Below are 2,479 nucleotides of genomic sequence, written 5' to 3'. Positions count from 1 at the left end.
GTCCCGTCACGATCCCCGAGGGGAGCCTCGCCGAGGACCCCACCGGAGCGGTGGACCCCGGACTCGCCGATCCCTTCGCGGACGACCCCGGGGGGGACACCGTCCGACGACTGGCGGGGGCGCTCTCGGGGGCGGGGACCCTCCGATCGCTGGTGGACACCTCCGACCCGACCTCGGCGGATGCGGCCACACACCTCGACCCGCTGGTGGGTGACGCCCTCCGGGCGATCTCGGAGACCGGTCGACGCGCCGGCGGGGACGGTCTCACCTTCGAGACGGGGACCGGTGCGGCCGCCCGGGACCGCGGCGCGACCCGCCTGGCGCGGCTCGGGGAGACGGTGACCGCCTCGCTGGCGCGCGTCGATCTCCTGACCCCGGGCAGCGTGTTCACCATGGCGAGTCCCAACAGTCCGCTCATGCTGGTGACCCGCAACGCGCTGCCGTTCCCCGTGCGCGTGGACGTGACCGTCACCGCGCCCGAGGACATCACCGTCGACCCGGTCGGTCTCATCCAGATCCCGGCCGCGGGCTCCCGCACCCTCCAGGTCCCCACCCAGTCCGACTCCGAGGGCGGGGTCCGCCACACCGTGGTCTTCGCCCTCCACGGGCCGGACGGGACGCGACTGTCCGACCCGGTCGAACTCTCGGTCCAGTCCGGTGGGTATCCCGTCGCGCAGGGCTTCGCGATCGCCGCGGCCGCACTCGCCCTCGTCCTCGGAGGCCGCCGGTACCTGCGCTACCGTCGGGGGATCCTCGACCCCGCGGACGAAGGGCACCGACCGTGAACGACGAGCAGGGTTCCCCCGAACCCGGGCTGCGTAGACCGGATCCCGGGCTGCGGGGCCGCCGCCGCGAATCCGGGAGCTGCGTCTCGCCACGCCCCGTCTCGCCGCCACCGGTCGCCGACTCGTTCGCGCCCGACTCGGTACCCGTCGACCCCGTGGTCCCGATCCCACCGGGCCCGGCGACCCGGGGCGGGGGGACCGGCACCACCACGCGGGACTCGTCCGACGCCTCGGTGATGCGGTCCACGGGGTCGATGGCCGTGGCCAACCTCGCCAGCCGGATCACCGGTTTCGTCCGGATGATCCTCATCCTCACCATTCTCGGCCCCGCCGTGGCCTCGGCGTTCAACACCGCCAACACGCTGCCCAACATGATCACCGAGCTCGTCCTGGGGTCGGTCCTCACCGCCATGTTCATGCCCCTGCTCGCCAGGGCGGCCCAGGAGGACCCGGACGGGGGGGTCTCGTTCATCCGGCGCCTGCTCACGGCCACCTCCCTGTTGGCGCTGGTCGCCACGGTGGTGGCGGTGGCCTGTGCGCCCCTGCTCACCGAACTCAACCTCGGGGACGGTGAGGTCAACACGGACCTCGCCACGGCGTTCGCCTTCCTGCTGCTGCCGCAGATCTTCTTCTACGGCGTCTTCTCGGTCATGCTCGCCGTGCTCAACTACAACGGGATCTTCCGACCCGGTGCGTGGGCCCCGGTGTGGAACAACCTGGTGGCCATCGCGACCCTGGCCCTGTTCGCCGTGGTCGGGAGCGGCATCGACCCGGCGGCCCCGGTCAACCTCCTCAGCGCCCCGATCCTGTTGCTCGGCCTGGGCACGACCCTCGGCGTGGTGGTGCAGGCCGCGGTCCTGCTGCCCGCGCTGCGCCGTGCCGGCGTGGTCCTGCGTCCCCAGTGGGGGCTGGACCCCCGGATCCGCCAGTTCGGGGGCAACGCCCTCGCCGGGTTGTCCTACGTGTTCATCTCGCAGGTCGGTCTGGTCATGACCAACCGCATCGGTTCCGCCGCCGACGAGGCGGCCATCGCCATCTACGGCACGTACTGGCTGCTGCTCCAGGTGCCCTACGGGATCATCGGTGTGACCCTCCTGACGGCCATCAACCCGCGGTTGGCCGACAACGGCGTCGCCGGGCGGACGGACGCGGTCGTGCGCGACATCTCGCTCGGCACCAGGCTGTCCCTCTTCGGCCTGTTGCCGATCATCGCCTTCATGACCGCCTTCGGCCCGACCATCGCGACCGGCCTGTTCCGGTACGGCAACTTCGACGCCCAGAACGCCGACATCCTCGGCCTCACCCTGGCCTTCGGGGCGTTCACCCTGGTGCCGTACGCGGTGGTCCTGCTCCAGCAGCGGGTGTTCTACGCCCGCGAGGACTACTGGACCCCGACCGTCATGATCCTCGCGATCACCATCGTCCGCGTGGTCCTGTCGCTCATCGTCCCGCTGGTCGCGAACGAACGCTCCCACGTGGTGATCGGCCTCGCCCTGGCCAACGGGATCGGCTGGGTCGTGGGCGCGGTGGCCGGATACATCCTGCTACGCCGCAGGCTCGGCTCCCTGCGCGGGCGCGAGACCGCGAGGTCGGCGGTCTGGACCCTCGGGGCGTCGGCTGCCGGCGCGCTCGTCGCCCTCGCCGTCGACACCCTCCTGCCCCTGGACCTGCTCACCGACTCGGTCGGCAGCATC

General features: G+C 72.0%; 2 protein-coding genes. Both read left to right on the top strand.

Going from position 1 to position 2,479, the window contains the following annotated elements; translation table 11 throughout:
* On the top strand, positions 1–785 hold a 785-nt coding region (locus tag G6022_RS05875; protein ID WP_241731073.1), incomplete at its 5' end, for a DUF6049 family protein.
* Positions 782–2,479 (top strand): lipid II flippase MurJ (locus G6022_RS05870; RefSeq protein WP_182691161.1); only part of this gene is annotated, 1,698 nt, incomplete at its 3' end. The genes G6022_RS05875 and G6022_RS05870, both read left to right, overlap by 4 nt.

The sequence above is a fragment of the Dietzia sp. Cai40 genome (assembly GCF_014145165.1).
Taxonomy (GTDB): Bacteria; Actinomycetota; Actinomycetes; order Mycobacteriales; family Mycobacteriaceae; genus Dietzia; species Dietzia natronolimnaea.
This window is presented reverse-complemented; position numbering and strand designations above follow the sequence as displayed.